Annotated in this window: 14 protein-coding genes and 2 tRNA genes; 13 read left to right on the plus strand and 3 right to left on the minus strand. The window is 64.7% G+C overall.

The annotated features are described in order from the left end of the window. Window positions 1-27: 27 nt before the first annotated feature. The 4 genes from JQ616_RS08810 (at window position 28) to JQ616_RS08825 (ending at window position 7,146) form a co-directional block, all read left to right on the plus strand. Entirely contained in the window at window positions 28-3,156 is a 3,129-nt protein-coding gene (locus JQ616_RS08810; RefSeq protein WP_212013721.1) for an efflux RND transporter permease subunit, read from the plus strand. Beyond that, window positions 3,153-6,257, plus strand: a complete 3,105-nt coding sequence (locus tag JQ616_RS08815; protein WP_212013722.1) for an efflux RND transporter permease subunit — start codon at window positions 3,153-3,155, stop codon at window positions 6,255-6,257. Before JQ616_RS08810 ends, JQ616_RS08815 begins: the two co-directional genes overlap by 4 nt. A gap of 35 nt (window positions 6,258-6,292) precedes the next feature. Further along, entirely contained in the window at window positions 6,293-7,018 is a 726-nt protein-coding gene (locus tag JQ616_RS08820; RefSeq protein ID WP_212013723.1) for a tRNA-uridine aminocarboxypropyltransferase, read from the plus strand. Window positions 7,019-7,072: 54 nt separating this feature from the next. Continuing rightward, window positions 7,073-7,146, plus strand: a tRNA-Cys gene (locus JQ616_RS08825). Between the two features lie 43 nt (window positions 7,147-7,189). Here the strand turns inward: JQ616_RS08825 and JQ616_RS08830 are convergent. Further along, a complete protein-coding gene (locus JQ616_RS08830) occupies window positions 7,190-7,372 on the minus strand; it encodes a hypothetical protein (protein WP_024584196.1) in 183 nt (60 codons plus the stop codon). A gap of 316 nt (window positions 7,373-7,688) precedes the next feature. Next, entirely contained in the window at window positions 7,689-8,336 is a 648-nt protein-coding gene (locus JQ616_RS08835) for a TetR/AcrR family transcriptional regulator (protein ID WP_212013725.1), read from the minus strand. 91 nt (window positions 8,337-8,427) lie between these two features. Between JQ616_RS08835 and JQ616_RS08840 the strand changes: the two genes are divergently transcribed. The 8 genes from JQ616_RS08840 (at window position 8,428) to JQ616_RS08875 (ending at window position 16,475) form a co-directional block, all read left to right on the plus strand. Next, on the plus strand, window positions 8,428-8,913 hold the full coding sequence (locus JQ616_RS08840) for a DUF1772 domain-containing protein (RefSeq protein ID WP_212013727.1): 486 nt from the start codon (window positions 8,428-8,430) through the stop codon (window positions 8,911-8,913). Window positions 8,914-8,965: 52 nt separating this feature from the next. Next, on the plus strand, window positions 8,966-9,328 hold the full coding sequence (locus tag JQ616_RS08845; RefSeq protein ID WP_349629973.1) for a hypothetical protein: 363 nt from the start codon (window positions 8,966-8,968) through the stop codon (window positions 9,326-9,328). 255 nt (window positions 9,329-9,583) lie between these two features. Beyond that, window positions 9,584-9,658, plus strand: a tRNA-Asn gene (locus JQ616_RS08850). 137 nt (window positions 9,659-9,795) lie between these two features. Next, entirely contained in the window at window positions 9,796-9,975 is a 180-nt protein-coding gene (locus tag JQ616_RS08855) for a hypothetical protein (RefSeq protein WP_076859518.1), read from the plus strand. Window positions 9,976-10,097: 122 nt separating this feature from the next. Then, complete coding sequence (locus JQ616_RS08860; RefSeq protein ID WP_212013729.1) at window positions 10,098-10,763, plus strand: protein-L-isoaspartate O-methyltransferase family protein; 666 nt, start codon at window positions 10,098-10,100, stop codon at window positions 10,761-10,763. A gap of 215 nt (window positions 10,764-10,978) precedes the next feature. After that, the gene (locus JQ616_RS08865; RefSeq protein ID WP_212013731.1) at window positions 10,979-12,361 is read left to right on the plus strand and encodes a TolC family outer membrane protein; all 1,383 of its coding nucleotides are present in this window, start codon (window positions 10,979-10,981) and stop codon (window positions 12,359-12,361) included. A 335-nt stretch (window positions 12,362-12,696) separates the two neighbouring features. Beyond that, window positions 12,697-13,446, plus strand: a complete 750-nt coding sequence (locus JQ616_RS08870; RefSeq protein WP_212013733.1) for a PopZ family protein — start codon at window positions 12,697-12,699, stop codon at window positions 13,444-13,446. 161 nt (window positions 13,447-13,607) lie between these two features. Next, window positions 13,608-16,475: a valine--tRNA ligase gene (locus JQ616_RS08875; protein ID WP_212013734.1), complete on the plus strand. Its 2,868-nt coding sequence runs from the start codon at window positions 13,608-13,610 to the stop codon at window positions 16,473-16,475. A 15-nt stretch (window positions 16,476-16,490) separates the two neighbouring features. On the opposite strand, the gene JQ616_RS08880 is transcribed toward JQ616_RS08875, so the two are convergent. Beyond that, window positions 16,491-17,096 carry a DNA-3-methyladenine glycosylase gene (locus JQ616_RS08880; RefSeq protein WP_212013735.1) on the minus strand — a complete coding sequence of 202 codons (606 nt, stop codon included), beginning with the start codon at window positions 17,094-17,096 and terminating at the stop codon, window positions 16,491-16,493. Window positions 17,097-17,228: 132 nt separating this feature from the next. Between JQ616_RS08880 and lipA the strand changes: the two genes are divergently transcribed. Then, a complete protein-coding gene (lipA, locus tag JQ616_RS08885; RefSeq protein WP_212013736.1) occupies window positions 17,229-18,188 on the plus strand; it encodes a lipoyl synthase in 960 nt (319 codons plus the stop codon). Window positions 18,189-18,237: the final 49 nt, after the last annotated feature.

Consider the following 18,237-nt stretch of genomic DNA (forward strand, 5'->3'; position numbering starts at 1 on the left):
GTCCGATCTATCAGCGAGCACGCAACCATGAGCGTCTCCGAACCGTTCATCCGCCGACCGATCGCCACCTCGCTGCTCGGCATTGCGCTGATGATCGGCGGCGCGCTCGGCTATTGGGCGCTGCCGGTCTCCGCACTGCCGCAGGTCGATTTTCCGACCGTGCAGGTGACGACGCAATTGCCCGGCGCGAGCCCCGACGTGGTGGCCTCGCTGATCACGGCGCCGCTGGAGCGGCAACTCGGCCAGATCCCGTCGCTGTCGTCGATGAACTCGACGAGCTCGTTCGGCGTCAGCCAGATCTCGCTGCAATTCGACCTCAACCGCGACATCGATGGCGCGACGCAAGACGTGCAGGCCGCGATCAATGCCGCGGCCGGCATCCTGCCGAAGACGCTGCCGTACCCACCGGTCTACGCCAAGGTGAACCCTGCCGACGCGCCGGTCATGACCCTGGCGCTCACGTCGGACACGATCTCGCTGCGGGCGATGAGCGATCTCGCCGACACGATTCTGGGCCAACGGCTGAGCCAGATTTCCGGCGTCGGCCGGGTCTCGATCCTCGGCGGCTTGAAGCCTGCCGTGCGCGTGCAGGCCGATCTGGCAAGGCTTGCAGCCTATGGCATCGCGATGGAGGATCTGCGCAACGCGATCGCCGGCGCCAACGTGTCGGGGCCGAAGGGCTCACTCGACGGCGCCCAGCAATCCTACACCATCGCCGCCAACGACCAGATCGCCGCCGCCGATGCCTACCGGCCGATCATCATCGCCTATCGCAACGGCTCGCCGGTCACGATCGGCGACGTTGCACAGATCGTCGACGGGCTGGAAAATGACCGCACCGGCGGCTGGTACCAGGGGACGCCGGCGGTCATCATCGATATCCAGCGCCAGCCCGGCGCCAATGTGATCGATGTGGTCAAGCATATCCGCGGCGAAATCCCGCGATTGCAGCGGGCGGTCCCGGCCGGCGTCAAGCTCACCATCGTGTCCGACCGCACCGTGACGATCCGCGCCTCGGTCCACGACGTGCAGTTCACGCTGATCCTGAGCGTCGTGCTGGTGACATTGGTGGTGCTCTTGTTCCTGCGGTCGCTGCGCGCGACCCTGATCGCCGGCGTCGCCTTGCCGCTGTCGCTGATCACGAGCTTCGGCATCATGTATTTCGCCGGCTTCAGCCTCGACAATTTGTCGCTGATGGCGCTGACCATCGGAACCGGCTTCGTGGTCGACGACGCCATCGTCATGATCGAGAACATCGTCCGCCACATGGAAGACGGCGAGACCGTGATGGAAGCCTCGCTGAAGGGCGCCAGCGAGATCGGCTTCACCGTGATCTCGTTGACGGTGTCGCTGATCGCGGTGTTCATCCCGTTGTTGTTCATGTCCGGCCTCGTCGGCCGCATGTTCCGTGAGTTCGCGCTGACCTTGACGATCGCGGTCGTGACCTCGGCGATCGTCTCGCTGACGCTGACGCCGATGATGTGCTCGCGGCTGCTCAAGAACATCCATGAAGAGATGGCGGTCCCGGGCCTGGCCGCGGTCAGCCGCTTCATCGACCGGATGGTCGAGTTCTATCACCGCACGCTGCTTTGGGTGCTGCAGCGCCAGCGCGCGACGCTGCTGGTGACGTTCGCGACCATCGCGCTGACGCTGATCATGTATGTGCTGGCGCCGAAAGGCTTCCTGCCGCTGCAGGATACTTCCTCGATCACGGCGGTGACCGAGGCCGGTCCGGACGTCTCGTTCGCGGAAATGCAGCGCCGGCAGGCCGCAGTCTCCGACCTCATCAAGGCCGACCCGGACGTGGTCGGCGTGGTCTCGGTGATCGGATCGGGCTCGGTCAATCCGACCACCAATGTCGGCCGCCTGGTGATGACCTTGAAGCCGCTCGACGAGCGGCGCGACGGCGTCGTCAAGGTGATCGAACGCCTCAAGCAGAAGATCGCGACGGTGCCCGGCATGACCGTCTACTTCCAGCCGGTGCAGGACGTACAGATCTCGACACAGTCGAGCCGTTCGCAATACCAATACACGCTGACCGCAACCGATGCCGCCGAAGTCTCGCAATGGGCGCAGAAGCTGGTCGCCGAGATGCGGCGCGACCCGATCTTCCGCGATGTCTCGTCGGAAGCGCAGGACGGCGGCCTGCGCGCCGCACTCGACATCAACCGCCAGCGCGCCGGCCAGCTCGGCGTCAATCTGCAGGGCGTCACCGATACACTGAACGATGCCTTTGCGCAGCGGCAGATTTCGACGATCTACGGCCAGGCCAACCAGTACCGCGTGGTGCTGGAGGCGCTGCCGATGTACCAGCGCGACCCGTCGGTGCTCGACAAGCTCTATCTGCCCGGCGCCAGCGGCGCACAGGTGCCGCTGTCGGCGGTGGCGACGCTGGTCCGCACCACTGCACCGCTTGCGATCTCGCACCAGGCCCAATTCCCGTCGGTCTCGCTGAGCTTCAACCTGGCGCCGGGGGAGGCGCTTGGCGACGCCGTGGTGGCGGTGAAGGCGATCGAGACCCGGATCGGAATGCCCGGCAGCATCGTCGGGATTTATTCCGGCGACGCCGCCGAATTCGCGCGCTCTCTGGCCGGACAGCCCTGGCTGATCCTGGCCGCGATCATCACGATCTACATCGTGCTCGGCGTGCTCTATGAGAGCTACATCCACCCGATTACAATTCTCTCGACGCTGCCTTCGGCCGGCGTCGGCGCCATCCTCGCCTTGATGCTGTGCGGGCAGGACCTCTCGGTGATCGGCCTGATCGGCATCATCCTGTTGATGGGGATCGTCAAGAAGAACGCGATCATGATGATCGACTTCGCGCTGGAGGCCGAGCGGCACCAGGGCATGTCGTCCTATGACGCCATCGTGCAGGCCTGCCTGCTGCGCTTTCGGCCGATCATGATGACGACGCTGGCGGCGCTGTTCGGCGCGCTGCCGCTCGCGATCGAAAGCGGCACCGGCGCCGAGCTGCGCTTCCCGCTCGGCATCTCGATCATCGGCGGCCTGCTGCTGAGCCAGCTGCTGACGCTCTACACGACGCCGGTGATCTATCTCGCGCTCGACCGGCTCAATCGCCGGATCGAACGCGCCGTGCCCGAGCCGGGCCGGGGCGGGCCGCCGATCGCGGGTGCCACCGAGGGCATGCAGTGATCTCGATCTCGGAGCCCTTCATCCGCCGGCCGGTGGGCACCACCTTGCTGGCGATCGGGCTGTTCCTGGTCGGGATCGTCGCCTACGAGTTCCTGCCGGTGTCGTCGGTGCCGAATGTCGACTTCCCGACCATCCGGGTGTCGGCGTCGCGGCCCGGCGCCGATCCGTCTGTCATGGCCGCGACTGTCGCCGCACCGCTGGAGCGCAAGCTCGGCACCATCTCGGGCGTCGACCAGATCACCTCGACGAGCTCGCTCGGCACCACCAGCATCCAGGTGCAGTTCTCGATCGGCCGCGACATCGACCGCGCCGCGCGTGACGTGCAGGCCGCGATCAACGCCTCGCTCGCCGATCTGCCGAGCGACCTGCCGTCGTTGCCCAAGTTCCGCAAGGCCAATCCGGCTGCGGCGCCGGTGTTCGTGCTGGCGCTGACCTCGAAGACGATTTCGACCAGTGCGATGTACGACGTCGCCGACACCGTGCTGGCGCAACGCATCTCGCAGGTGCCCGGGGTGGGTGAGGTGACCGTCAGCGGCGCCGACCAGCCGGCAGTGCGCATCGCGATCAACCCGGTGTCGCTGGCGAATGCCGGGATCGCGACCGACGACGTCCGGACCGCGATCATCAATGCCAATCCGCTCGGCCCCGTCGGCATCTTCAATGGCGACCGGCTGAGCGAGACGCTCTCGATCAACAAGCAGATGCGTACCGCGGCCGAGTTCCGCGACATCATCATCAAGAGCTCGAACGGCAATTTCGTTCGCCTCTCGGACGTCGCCGAGGTCGAGGATTCCGTCCGCAACTCGCGCTCGATCGCCTGGTTCAACAAGCAGCCGGCGGTGCTGATCCAGATCACCAAGCAGGGCGACGCCAACGTCATCGATACTGTCGACAGCGTCCGCAGGCTGCTGCCGGAACTGAAGAAGTGGATCCCGGCCGGCGTCGAGATCTCGACCCTGGTCGATCGCACCGGAACGATCCGCGCCAGCGTCGAGGACATGCAGTTCACGCTGCTGGCGACCGCGGTGCTTGTGATGGTCGTGGTGTTCGTGTTCCTGCGCCGGATCGTGCCGACGATCGCGGCCGGCGTTTCGGTGCCGCTGGCGCTGGCCGGCACCTGCGCCGGGATGTGGCTCGCCGGCTTCTCGATCGACAATCTATCGCTGATGGCGCTCGCGATCTCAGTCGGCTTCGTGGTCGACGACGCCATCGTGATGATCGAGAACATGTACCGCAATCTCGAGCAGGGCATGGCGCCATATCCGGCCGCGGTCGAAGGCGCCAAGCAGATCGGCTTCACGGTGCTGTCGATCTCGCTGTCGCTGATCGCGGCCTTCACGCCGCTGATCTTCATGGACGGGATCGTCGGCCGGCTGCTTCGCGAGTTCTCGCTGACCCTGACCTTTGCCATCATCGTCTCGACCCTGGTGTCGGTGACGATCACGCCGATGATCTGCGCGCACTACATCAAGGAGGCGACCTCGGATCACGCCACCTGGTACGACCGTGCCATCGAGGGCACGCTGTCGCGGGTGGTGGCGTTCTATGCCTCGACCCTGCGCATCGTGCTCGGCTATCCTTTCCTGACCCTGGTGGTGTTCTTCGCCACTGTCGCGCTGACGGTGGTGCTCTACGTCAAGACACCGAAGGCTTATTTCCCGACCGACGACAGTGGCTTTGTGATCGGCTCGACACGGGCGTCGGCGGATATCTCGTTCCAGGCGATGCTCCAGTTGCAGCAGCGGCTCGCCGACATCGTGATGGCCGATCCGGCCGTTGCCGGCATCGGCTCGTCGGTCGGCTCCGGCGGCGGCCCGGGCGGCGCCACTTCCAACCGCGGTGTCATGTACATCAGCCTGAAGCCGCCGGAGGAGCGGGGAGGCATGTCGACCGCGCAGGTGATCGACCGGCTGCGCCGTAACCTGTTCATGGTGCCGGGCATCCGCCTGTTCATGTTCGCCGCCCAGGACATCCGCACCGGCGGCCGGCAGAGCGATTCCGACTACCAGTATACGCTCGCCTCGACCGATCTCGAGCTGTTGCAGAAATGGGCGCCGCTGGTCGCCAAGCGGATGGAGACGGTGGAGGGCATCACCGACGTGTCCTCCGATCGCGATCCCGGCGGCCTGCAGCTCAACCTGGTGATCGATCGCAAGACCGCTTCCAGCCTCGGTGTCCGCGTGCAGGACATCGACAACGCGCTCAACAATGCGTTCTCGCAGCGGCAGATCTCGTACATCTACACCCAGCGCAACCAGTACGTGGTGGTGCTCGAGATCGATCCAAAATTCCAGAGCGACCCGTCCAACCTCGAACGCATCTATGTCGCCGGCGCCAATGACGTTCAGGTGCCGCTATCGGCCCTCGTGCACTACCAGCGCGGGCTGTCGGCGCTCGCGGTCTTCCACTCCGGCGGCTTTCCCTCGACCACGGTGTCGTTCAACCTGCTGCCCGACGTGCCGCTCGAGGTCGCGACCACCAACATCCAGCAGGCGGTCAACGAGCTGCACATGCCGGAGGGTATTCGCGGCAGCTTCGACGGCAATGCCGGGGACTTCAACAAGACCAGCGGGCGGCAGCCGCTCTTGATCCTTGGCGCGCTGATCGCGATGTATATCGTGCTCGGCGTGCTCTATGAGAGCTTGGCGCATCCAATCACGATCATCTCGACCTTGCCCTCGGCTGGCCTTGGCGCCCTGCTGGCGCTGCAGGTGACCAACACGCCGCTGACCGTGATCGCCTTCGTCGGCATCATCCTGTTGATCGGCATCGTCAAGAAGAACGGCATCATGATGGTCGACTTCGCGCTCGACGCGGAGCGGCATCAGGGGCTGTCGTCGCGGGATGCGATTTTCGAGGCCTGCCGGGCGCGCTTTCGTCCCATCCTGATGACGACCATGGCCGCATTGTTCGCCGGCATCCCGCTTGTGATCGCGACCGGCCCGGGCACCGAGCTGCGCCGGCCACTCGGTATCACCATCATCGGCGGCCTGTTCGTGTCGCAGATCCTGACGCTCTACACCACGCCGGTGATCTATCTCTTGATCGACCGGCTGCGCCAGCGCCGCGAGCCATCGGGCGTGCACGCCCCGGCGGAATAGTTTGATTTGTGTGATTGCGGGCGTATAGCGGAGCCATGTCCGACCCGACCGAAGTAAAGACCGACGTTACCGCCGAGATCGAGGAGTGCGCGCATTGCGGCAAGCCATTGCCGCTGTGCATTTGCGATACCGTCAGCCCGATCGAGAGCCGCATCCAACTCCTGATCCTGATCCATCCACAGGAGCAGGACAGGGCGCTCGGTACCGCGCGGCTGTTGGCGCAGCATTTCGAGAACGCCGTGGTGCGGATCGGACTGTCCTGGCCGAGCCTTGCCAAGGCGCTCGGCCGGCCGGTGCCCGATCCGTCACGCTGGGCGGTGCTCTATCTCGGCTCGGCCAAGGTCGAGGAGCTTGATACCGACGCGGAGATCGTCGCCATCAACCGCAAGGGAGAGCTCGAACCACACCAGCGCGCGATCCTGTCCGACATCGAGGGGATCGTGCTGCTCGATGGCACCTGGAGCCAGGCCAAGGCGCTGTGGTGGCGCAATGCCTGGATGTTGAAGTGCCAGCGGGTGATTCTCGGGCCGAAACGGCCCTCGCGCTACGGCAAGCTGCGCCGGGAACCGCGGCGCGACGGTTTGTCCACCATCGAGGCGGCCGCGATCTTGCTGGCCGGGCTGGAAAAGCGGCCCGATATCGCCGCAACGTTAACTGATAGTTTCGAGCGGATGCTTGCGAGATTCCGCGAAGTCCAGGCAAAAGCACCGGAATTGGCGCCAAAACCCAAGAAACGGGACTACCGGAAGCGCCGGCGATAGCTGCGGGCTTGGTTGCCTATCGCAGAGAGGGCGTATATGAAGTGCGCCGCAAGGGGCCACGTGGCGGAGTGGTTACGCAACGGTCTGCAAAACCGTGTACACCAGTTCAATTCTGGTCGTGGCCTCCACTCATCTCATCAATGGCTTGCAGCCGATAAATGAGAAGCCGCATTAGCTTGCGGCGTACCAACCTTCGGGAAACGGGATCAGCGGCCACGGCGCCTGGTTGTCATTGGCGGCACGCGGTGGCGGCTGAATGCGAGGCGAGGGCTGAGCCACGAAATCCTCCTGAGCAATGGGCGCGATTGCCGTACGCACGGCGTCCAGCAACAGATCAAATTCGACTTCGCTCATCGCGCTCTCCGAGGTTCGAGAGCGTGATGGTCGCAAAACTGTCTTCGGTCCGGATTGAGCGATTCGTTCGAATTTTATGAAAAGAACGATGGCGCCCTGTTTGGTTAATAAATCGCTGATGACCCCGCGGGGGAACCTAGGTCGGCATGGCCGCACCTCGTGTGAGACAAATCACAAGTTTCGAAAAACTCTTCCGGGACTTCCGGCGCTATTCATAGCAGTCAAATATCGCAGGAATTTTAGGGAGACGTGACAGTGGCGACAACGTTACGGCTACTGTCTATTGCCTCTGCGCAGAGGAAATTCCCGATGACCGTCATGCCAGCCCGCTGAGGTCGCGCGGCAGCATGGCCTTGAATTGCGTCAGCGCCTGCCGCGCCTTCTTCGGCGGCAGCGTGATGGCGTGACGCACCGCGGCCGCGATCAGCGTCATCGTCAGTCCCGAGAGCGTGGCAAGGGTCGCGGCCGGCATGCCGGGCGCGACGCGCTTGATCGCATCGGACAACAGGCCCGCGAGCACGGCCATGTCGTCGGCGTCGAGCTTTTGCAGGGCGCGATCAGCCTGCGTCGCCTGCCAGATGTCGCGCATGACCGGCTCGCGCATGAACATCTCGTAGTAGCTGTCGACGATCCGGCAGAGCGCAGGATGCAGATCGCGCGCGGCTGTGACCGCGGACAGGTCGCGCCTGACGCAATCGCGCCCGACGGCATTATGACGCTCTGCAAGCGTGCCGATGATCGCGGCCTTGTCCGGGAAATATTGATAGAGCGAACCGAATGCGACGCCGCTGCGTTCGACGATGTCGCTCATGCGGAGCGCCTCGCTGCCCTTTTCCGCCATGATCTCGGTCGCGCAAGAAAGGATGCGCTCGAAGCGATCGCGGCTGCGCTGCTGCGTCGGGGCTAGCCGCGCCAGCCCGGGCAGGGCGGCGTCCACCACGCTCGCGGCCTTTCGTTTCGCCATCGCTGTCCTCCACAAACGGGTTGACGTCTCTAATACGAGAGTTTATCGCATTTCGCAAATACGAGTACTTCTCGCATTTGGAGGTGAAACGATGCGTCATGTGCTGACCTCGGGCTTGCTGTGGTTTTCTGCGCTCGGTTGCGGCCTGCTTGCCGGGGTTTATTTCGCGTTCTCGGCCTTCGTCATGGCTGCGCTGGGCCGCATCGATCAGGCTGCCGGCATCTCGGCAATGAACGCGATCGATGTCGACATTGTCCGCTCGCTGTTCATGCCGGTCTTCCTCGGCACCACGCTGTCCTGCGCCGTGCTGGTGGTGCTTGGCGCGCTGCGTTGGCAGGAGCCGGGCGCGCTGGCGATGATTGGTGGCGGCGTCCTCTATGTCGTCGGGATGTTCGTCGTCACTGCCGTCTTCAACGTGCCGCTGAACGATCAGCTCGCGGCCACCGATCCCGCGAGCAGCGCAGCCGCGCCGGTCTGGGCGCGCTATCTGACCGACTGGACCTTCTGGAACCACGTGCGGACCGTTGCCTCGCTCGCGGCGACCGCCCTGTTCATCGCCGCCATCGCGGCACGATAGCGATGCGCTTCGCATTTTGTGCACGATTTGTACTCGTGCGGTGCGGTCGGAGGTGACGCCTCACGCCGATGTGCGGGCATTGCTTGCGCTGGGATTGGCGTTGGTCACTGCGCCGGCGTCAGCCGCCGACAATCGCAACGTCTCTGTCGTCAACGAGACCGGATACGCCATCAAGTTTCTCGGCTTCAACGGACCCGACGAATGGGAGAACGAGCTCGAGGGCACGCTGAAGAATCAGGACACCGCCTATGTCGCGTTCGGCAATGACGACGAAGGCTGCGTCTGGAACATCAAGGTCGACTGGGCGAACTACGATGAATCGGTGCTGTGGAAGAACGTCAATCTCTGCAAGCTCAACGTTCTGAGGCTGCGCTACGACCCCGGCACCAAGACCACCTCGTTCATCGCCGAGTGATGTCGGGTCGGACATGCCCCGGGCAGGAATCAAGGGCGCGGCGCAATGGGCCGCGCCGGCCGTGCTCCGGACGCCCGCAGCGCCGATAGCGGGACAGCCGGGACGCAGTTGCGTCGCCCTGGAGCGCCGGCAAACCCTTGCGAAGCAGAGGTTTACCGTGTCCCGCTAAAGTTTGGCCGGAGGCCCATTTGGTTCTTTGCAAGCCCGAAAGGCTTTGTTATACGCTGCCCGCTCGCGAACGTTTTGTTCGCCTATTCCTCGGTAGCTCAGCGGTAGAGCATTCGACTGTTAATCGAATGGTCGCTGGTTCGAATCCAGCCCGGGGAGCCAGTTTTTGCTGGCCCCATCGACATCCCACATCGCCAATCACAAGCCTGTGGTCTGTTACCAGCAGAACCAAAAACGTCGTCAAATCGACTCAATAGCCGTCGACACTTCGTCTTGCCGGGTCTTGAGAGGTGATTTTGATGGCCATTAACCTGATCGACCTGTCGATGCCGCAGCCGACACTCGTTCCAAACGATGCGCCCTGCATCAGTGATGACGAGTGCGTTCGCCTGCTCGCAAAGGCCGTCGAGGAGCATGATTCCGAGCATCTTGACGAAGTGGCCCGCCTGATCGGCCGGCTTGCCGTCACGATCGAATAGGCGCGCGCCGCGGAGCACGTCCTGCACGCCAACGCGTGTTGCGTTTTGGCGGAGCCTGTTCCAAAAGATGGCCCTGTTCGAGCTTCTCCAGCGGCAATGCCGCGATTTGCAGGGTCCCGCCAATGACCGGTTTTTCGACCGCGCGCCAGTACATGGTCGATGGTCAGGTGCGTCCGAGCGACGTCACCGATGATCGTATTCTCGAAGCCATGCTGGCCGTGCCGCGCGAGGTATTCGTGCCGACCGGCAAGCAGGCGCTCGCCTATCTCGATCTCGATCTCGATGTGTCCGAGGGTGGGGCGGCCAGGCGGTGCCTGATTACGCCGGCCCTGCTCGCCAGGATGTTGCAGGCCGCCGAGATCAAGGCCACTGACCGCGTCCTGGTGGTCGGCTGCGCAACCGGTTACGCCGCCGCCGTCGTGGCGCGCTTTGCCGCCGAAGTCAGCGCAACCGAGAGCGATTCGGCGCTGGCCGCAAAAGCGACCGCGGCGATCGCCCAGCTCGGCATCCAGAATGTGACGGTCAGGACCGCTGCGGCCGCCGACGGCGATGCCGCGGGCGCGCCGTTCGACGTCATCGTCCTCAATGGCGCGACCGAGGTTCTCCCCACCGGGCTGTTTGGCCAGCTCAAGGAGGGAGGCCGGCTGGTCGGGGTGTTCGGCCTGACACCGCCGCCGCGCGCGACCCTCGTGACCCATTCCCACGGGGATTTCGGGCATCGCGAGCTGTTTGACGCCACGGCCCCCGTCCTGCCCGGGTTCGAGCGGGTTCCCGCCTTCGTCTTCTGACCGCTATCGCGGCGCACTGGCTGATAAAATCCCGTTCCGAATCAGAAGTGTGGCCCGTTTGCCCCACGTGAAGAGTTTCGACCGCGTTCCGTTGCGGGGTAGTTCCGTTGCCCTTAGCTGCGGACTAAGGTGAGGCGGGACTCACTTCGTCTGAAGCGACCGCCGGACTGACTTGCGTGAGGGAGACGGCGACTACAATGATTGGATTACCGGGGATGCGTGGGGTGAAGGTTATCACCGCGGCTGCGACTGCCGTCCTTCTGTTGGCGGAGATGGGCCCCGTGCCCGCGCTCGCCGAAACTATCGAGTCCGCTCTGGTGCGGTCATACCAGAACAATCCCCAGCTGAACGCACAACGTGCATTGGTGCGGTCGACGGACGAAAACGTTCCGCAAGCGCTCTCGGGTTACCGCCCGAAAGTCTCGCTGACCGCAACTGCGGGCGGACAATACACCGATGAGCAATTGTCGCCGGGAACCCCGGCATTGTCCGGCGTCAGCAGGCAGCGCACCGTCGGCATCACCGCCAACCAGTCGCTCTACAACGCGCAGAACGCGCCCAAGGTGCGCGCCGCCGAGAGCCAGGTGTCGTCGGCACGCGAAGCTCTGCGCGCGCTCGAGCAGTCCGTGCTGCTGAGCGCGGCCACCATCTACATGGACTATCTTCGCGACTCTGCCATCGTCGAGGTCCAGCGCAGCAACACGCGCGTGCTGGAACAGACACTGAAGCAGACCCAGGACCGCTTTAACGTCGGTGAAGTGACGCGGACCGACGTTGCGCAGTCCGAGGCGCAGCTTGCGGCGGGCAAGACCCAGCAGCTGACCGCGGAATCCAACCTTACGACGACGCGATCGAACTACCGTCGCATTATCGGCGTCGAGCCGCAGAATCCCGCGCCGGGCTCGCCGGTGGACCGGTACCTGCCGGCGTCGCTCTCGGCCGCCGTCGAGCTCGGCCTGACCCAGAACCCGAACGTCACCGCGGCGATGTACGGCGTCGACATCAACTACCTGCAGACCAAGGTTGCCGAGGGTGCGCTGCTGCCGACGGTTGGGCTGGTGGCATCAGTCAGCCAGGGCTACGAAACGCAGCTGACCGTGTACCGACTCTTCAACGCTTCGGTCGGGGTTCAGCTGTCGCTGCCGATCTATCAGGGCGGCGCGGAATACTCGCTGATCCGGCAGTCCAAGGAATCGCTGGCGCAGCAGCGCCTGGTTCTGGAACAGACCCGCGATCAGGCGCGCGCCAACGTCGTCACGGCGTGGGGCCAGCTGGTCGCCGGCAAGTCGCAGGTGGCATCGGCGCAAGCGCAGGTGACCGCGTCTGAGATCGCACTGAACGGCGTGCGCGAAGAAGCCAAGGCCGGCCAGCGCACCACGCTCGACGTGCTCAACGCGCAGCAAGCGCTCGTCAACGCGCGCAACGCGCTGGTCACGGCGCAGCACGATCGCGTCGTCGCGTCCTACAATGTGCTGAACTTCATCGGCCGTCTGTCGCCGCAGGTGATGGGCCTCGCCACCAGCGTCTATGATCCGAGCGTGCATTACCAGCAGGTTCGTGACAACTGGGCCGGCGTGCGCACGCCCGACGGCCGCTAAACACCTTCACTTCATCATCGCTTGTCGCGCCATGTTTGTGGTTCTGAGTTAATCAGGACCACAGACTGGCGCGTTTGCTTGCAATCGATAATTGGCCTGACATACCGTTTTATCGGGCAGCAAGCCGATTCGCGGCGCGCCGGCGTAGCGTGATGACGGGTGCGACGCCACCTTTGATCACGCTGCGTTGGGCGACACGAAGCTTGCACAAAGCCTTGGGCGGGCTTGATCTGGGGACAAGTCGGGCGGGAGCCGTGAAAATCTCCGCCCGCATCATCGGAACCGGCGAATCCTCTCGGGCTTGATGTAAAATAAGTTTCGATGTGGAGTCGGAGATGACGCAACCTGCGAAGGTCCAAGAGCCCTCGATGGAGGAGATCCTGGCGTCGATCCGTCGCATCATTGCCGACGACGAGGCGAAGCCGGGTGCCGCCGAGAAGCCTGCGGCAGCCGCCGCACCGCCGCCGCCGAAGGTCGAGCCGCCGCCCGCCGCCAAGCCCGCAATGAAGAGCCCGCCGCCCGCAGCGCCACCGGCCGCGAAGGCCGCCGCACCCGCGCCGAAATCACCGCCGCCTGCGCCTGCGCCGGCACCGGCCAGCAACAGTCAGGACGACATCGACTCGCTGCTCGCCAGTCTCGACGAGGCGACGCCTGCGGCCGAGATCAGGCCGTCGCCGCAGCCAGAGCCCCAGCCCGAAGCCGATGTGTTCGAGCTCACCGACGACATGGCGCTGCCGGATCCGGCCCCTGCGGCGTCGTTCCGCAAGGTCGAGCCACAGGACGATGTCGAGTTCACCGAAGCCCGCAGCAGGGCGCAGGAACCTGTTCGGGAGCCGTTCCGGGAGCCGCCTGCAATCGAGCCCGCGCCGATGCAGCAGATCATCTCCGGAACCACGATGCGGGCGGTCGAGTCCGCCTTCAACTCGCTCGCCAACACCGTGCTGAGCAACAACGCTCGGACGCTGGAGGATCTGGTCAAGGAGATGCTGCGGCCGATGCTGAAGTCCTGGCTGGACGACAACCTGCCGGGGCTGGTCGAGCGGATCGTCAAGGCCGAGATCGAGCGGGTCTCCCGGGGGCGCTAGCTCCGCGCTGGAGGCAACGCTGGCCGCTAGGGCTGGCGGCCTTCATTTCAGCCCCCAAATGCCCAAAACGCCCAAAACGCCGTTTTGACGTACCGGTCCGGTTGACTCGGTGCGCTCCGGCGGCTTTCTAACCTTTCCCCCATGGTCCACAGCGCATTGTCATGATCGAGAAAAACTACCAGCCAACCGATATCGAGCTCCGCATGGCCCGGATCTGGGAGGAGAGCGGGGCGTTCAAAGCCGGCCGGCCTGAGCGCAAGGACGCCGCGCCTTTCACCATCGTGATCCCGCCGCCGAACGTGACCGGCTCGCTGCACATGGGCCATGCGCTCAACAACACGCTGCAGGACATCCTGTGCCGCTTCGAGCGGATGCGCGGCCGCGACGTGCTGTGGCAGCCTGGCACCGACCACGCCGGTATCGCGACCCAGATGGTGGTCGAGCGCCAGTTGATGGAACGGCAGGAGCCGGGGCGGCGCGACATGGGCCGCGCCAAGTTCCTCGAGCGGGTGTGGCAGTGGAAGGCCGAGAGCGGCGGCACCATCGTCAACCAGCTGAAGCGCCTCGGTGCGTCCTGCGACTGGTCGCGCGAGCGCTTCACCATGGACGAGGGCCTGTCGCGCGCCGTCGTCAAGGTGTTCGTCGAGCTGCACCGGCAGGGCCTGATCTACAAGGACAAGCGTCTGGTCAACTGGGACCCGAAGCTGCTCACCGCGATCTCGGATCTCGAAGTGCAGCAGGTCGAGGTCAAGGGCCATCTCTGGTACCTGCGCTATCCGATCGAGGGCCGGACTTTCAATCCCGAGGATCCCAAGTCGTTCATCGTGGTCGCGACGACGCGCCCCGAGACGATGCTGGGCGACACCGCGGTCGCGGTGCATCCGGACGATGAGCGCTACACCGATCTGGTCGGCAAGCACGTCATCCTGCCCTTGGTCGGCCGCAAGATTCCGATCGTGGCGGACGACTATTCCGATCCGGAGAAGGGTTCCGGCGCGGTCAAGGTGACGCCTGCGCACGACTTCAACGACTTCGAGATCGGCAAGCGCCACGGCCTGCCGCAGATCAGCGTGCTCGACCAGGAAGGCTGCCTCAGCCTCAACGACAACGAGGACTATCTGCGCGGTCTGCCGGCGGGTGCCGACGAGTTCGCCGCAGAGTTTCACGGCATCGAGCGCTTCGCCGCGCGCAAGAAGATCGTGGCGCGACTGGAGGAGTTCGGCTTCCTCGAGCGGATCGAGCCCAACACCCACATGGTGCCGCATGGCGACCGCTCCGGTGTGGTGATCGAGCCGTATCTGACTGACCAGTGGTATGTCGACGCCCACACGCTGGCGCAGCCGGCGATGGCGGCGGTGCGTTCGGGCGAAACCACCTTCGTGCCGAAGAACTGGGAAAAGACCTATTTCGAGTGGATGGAGAACATCCAGCCCTGGTGCATCTCGCGCCAGCTCTGGTGGGGCCATCAGATCCCGGCCTGGTACGGACCGGACGGCAAGGTGTTCGTCGCCGAGACCGAGGAAGAGGCGGTCGGCAACGCGCTTGGCTATTACGTCGAGCAGGAAGTCATCACGCCGGAGCAGGGCCACGAGATGGCCACCGATCCCGCAAAGCGCGAGGGCTTCATCACGCGCGATGAAGACGTGCTCGACACCTGGTTCTCGTCGGCGCTGTGGCCGTTCTCGACGCTGGGCTGGCCGGACGATGCGCCGGAGGTCGCGCGCTACTACCCGACCAACACGCTGGTGACCGGCTTCGACATCATCTTCTTCTGGGTCGCCCGGATGATGATGATGGGCCTGCACTTCATGAAGCAGGCGCCGTTCTCGACCGTCTACATCCACCGCCTCGTCCGCGACGAGAAGGGTGCCAAGATGTCGAAGTCGAAGGGCAACGTCATCGATCCGCTCGGCGTGATCGACGAATACGGCGCCGACGCGCTGCGCTTCGCGCTGACCCGCGAGGCCGCGCAGGGCCACGACATCCGCCTGTCGCCGCATCTGGTCGAGACCAACCGCAATTTCGCGACCAAGTTCTGGAACGCCTGCCGCTTCGCCGAGATGAACGAATGCGTGAAGCCGGATGGTTTCGACCCGAAGGGCGCCAAGGAGACCTTGAACCGCTGGATCGCGCACGAGACCTCGCGCGTCACCCGCGAAGTGACCGAGACGATCGAGGACCATCGTTTCAATGACGCCGCCGGGGCGATCTACCGCTTCGTGTGGAACGTGTTCTGCGACTGGTATCTGGAGCTCGCAAAGCCGGTGCTGATGGGCGAGGAGGGCGCGGCCAAGGCCGAGACCCGCGCCATGATCGCCTGGACGCGTGATGAGATCCTCAAGCTGCTGCATCCGTTCATGCCCTTCATTACCGAAGAGCTGTGGGCCGTGACGGCGAAGCGCGACGGCCTGCTGGTGCTGGCGCCCTGGCCGCGCAAGTCGGGCGTCACCGGTGAGCAGCTGGCAGCGATCGCGACCGCAGGTCCAGTGGTCGATCCGATCATTCCGCCCGTGATTGCCGCGCTCGACGCCGATGAATTCAGCGATCCCGCAGCCGAGGCCGAAATCGGCTGGGTGGTCGATCTCGTCACCGCGATGCGCTCGGTGAAGGCGGAAATGAACATCCCGCCGTCGACGCTGACGCCGCTGGTGATCGTGACGACGTCGGACGAGACACGCGACCGCGCGCAGCGCTGGAACGACACCATCAAGCGCCTCGCGCGCTTGTCGGACATTTCGTTTGCGGACGCCGCGCCGGAAGGCGCCATGCAGCTGCTGGTGCGCGGCGAAGTCGTCGCGCTGCCGCTGAAAGGCGTGATCGATCTCGCGGCCGAACGGGCGCGGCTGGAGAAGGAGCTCGGCAAGGCCGACGCCGACATCAAGCGGGTCGACGCAAAACTCTCCAACGAAAAGTTCGTCGCCAACGCGCCGGAAGAGCTGGTCGAGGAAGAGAAAGAAAAGCGCGCCGCTGCGCAGGAGCGCCGGGCCAAGATCCTCGAGGCGATCGAATTGCTGAAGCGGGCGTCATAGCGGGCGCTGTGACGCTTAGAACCGCTTGCTGAGGAATTTCGATCCCTTGAGCCCGTAGCGCCAAGGCAGCTCGACGGCCTTGGTGATGCCGATCCGTATTCCGGTGACGATCTCGGGCGCTTCCAGCCGCGCATGCAGCGCGATCGGCGGGCGGTCGAGCGGCAATTCGCTGTGCGCGATGGTGATGCCGAGCGCCTCGCAGAGCTTGCCGGGGCCGGAGCACAGCGCGCGCTCGTCTTCCAGCCCGCGCCGCCGCCGCATCGCGGCGAGCCCATGGGTCGGCTCGAGCGCGCGGATCAGCACGGCGCTGGCCGAGCCCGGCTGCTCGCAGACGAAATTGACGCACCAGTGGATGCCGTAGGAGCGGTAGACGTAGGAGAATCCGGGCGGGCCGAACATCACCTGGTTGCGCGGGGTCGGGCCGTTGTAGGAGTGCGCCGCCGGTTCGGTGTGATGATAGGCTTCGACCTCGGTGATGATGCCGCCGACGCCGCCGACCAGGAAGGTCGCGCCGATCAGGTCGGGCGCGACCTCGAGCACGTTGCGGTCGAAGAAGGAGCGCTTCAGCGCCTTGCCGAGGCGCGGCGTGGCCGCACGGGTCGATCGGGGATTTTGAGCCATTTTGGGGTAGGAATCGGCGTGGAACGGACCGCAACACTGCCAATATATGGGCTGATCTGCTAGGGTCGCAGGGCGGGTTGCGAGCCGCATCAACACCGATTAGCTATGGTTTCTCGCGACTTGCAGGCACATATGGTCACCATCGTCGACACCATCTCCACCTCTCAGCTCCGCCCGCGTCACCCCGAAAAGGTGAACCGGCCGGATGCCGTATCGCCGCCGAAGCCGGACTGGATCCGGGTCCGCGCGCCGAACACGCGTGGCTATGCGGATACCCGCAAGATCGTGAAGGAGAACGGCCTCGTCACGGTGTGCGAGGAGGCGGGCTGCCCCAATATCGGCGAGTGCTGGGACAAGAAGCACGCCACCTTCATGATCATGGGCGACACCTGCACCCGCGCCTGTGCGTTCTGCAACGTCAAGACCGGCATGCCCGGCGCGCTCGATGCCATTGAGCCCGAACACGTTGCCGAGGCGGTTTCCAAGCTGGGACTGGCCCATGTCGTCATCACCTCGGTCGATCGCGACGATCTCGCCGACGGCGGCGCCGAGCATTTTGCGCAAGTGATCCGCGCCATCCGCGCGCGCTGCCCGACCACCACGATCGAGATCCTGACGCCGGACTTCCTGCGCAAGGACGGCGCGCTCGAGCGCGTGGTCGCCGCCAAGCCCGACGTCTTCAACCACAATCTGGAAACCGTGCCGTCGCGCTATCTGACGGTACGTCCCGGTGCCCGCTATTTCCACTCGATCCGGCTCTTGCAGCGGGTCAAGGAGATCGACCCGACCATCTTCACCAAGTCGGGCATCATGGTCGGCCTTGGCGAAGAGCGGCACGAGGTGCTGCAGGTGATGGACGATCTGCGCTCGGCCGAGGTCGACTTCCTGACCATCGGCCAGTACCTGCAGCCGACCCGCAAGCATCATGCGGTGATGCGCTACGTGACGCCGGACGAGTTCGCCGGCTACGAGCGCGTTGCCTATACCAAGGGTTTCCTGATGGTGTCGGCGAGCCCGCTGACACGCTCGTCGCATCATGCCGGCGAGGATTTTGCCAAACTGCAGGCGGCCCGCACGGCCCGCGGCCGCTAGATTTTGTAAACGGCGGTGAGCCGGCGCCGTCACGCGCCGTTGCTTGATC

This window comes from Bradyrhizobium tropiciagri (genome assembly GCF_018130545.1).
GTDB classification, from domain to species: domain Bacteria; phylum Pseudomonadota; class Alphaproteobacteria; order Rhizobiales; family Xanthobacteraceae; genus Bradyrhizobium; species Bradyrhizobium tropiciagri_A.